Genomic DNA, 591 nt, shown 5'->3' on the forward strand with positions numbered 1-591 from the left:
GCACGGGTGATCACTTTGACCTTGTCGCTGGACTGCACGATGGCGATGGCGTTACCGGCGTAGATCGGACGCTCGAAGGTATCCGGGGCGTCGACCTTGGTGATTTCCGAGATCTGGGCCACGTCCAGCCTGGCGGCCACGCGCGGCAGGATGTTCTTGCCGTAGGCCGAGGCCGGGGCCAGGATGTGCGAGTAGGCGCCAGCAACGGCGAGGATCTGCTCGGCGACGTTCTCGGCCAGGCCATCGGCGAAATGCGGCGCATCGGCGACCAGCACTTTCGCCACGCCCGCGATCTTCGCGGCTTGTTCGGCGACGGCGCCGCAGCCCGAGCCGGCGACCAGGATGTGGACGTCGCTACCGCACTGGGCGGCCGCGGTCACGGTGTTCAGGGTGACGGCCTTCAGCGAGGCATTGTCGTGTTCAGCAATAACGAGTGCGACCATGATCTTCCCTTATATTCTTTAGATAACTTTGGCTTCGGTACGCAGCTTGGCCACCAGGGTCGCCACGTCCGGCACGGTGATGCCGGCCGAGCGCTTGGCCGGTTCCGACACTTTCAGGGTCTTCAGGCGCGGGGTCACGTCCACACCC

General features: G+C 65.0%; 2 pseudogenes. Both read right to left on the reverse strand.

Annotation, left to right across the window (positions count from 1 at the left end):
* Window positions 1-443 (reverse strand): annotated as a pseudogene (locus tag AC1DOQ_RS26935) (electron transfer flavoprotein subunit alpha/FixB family protein); the annotation flags it as partial.
* A gap of 18 nt (window positions 444-461) precedes the next feature.
* Window positions 462-591: pseudogene (locus tag AC1DOQ_RS26940) on the reverse strand (electron transfer flavoprotein subunit beta/FixA family protein); the annotation flags it as partial.

Source organism: Massilia sp. 01N417, from assembly GCF_056399645.1.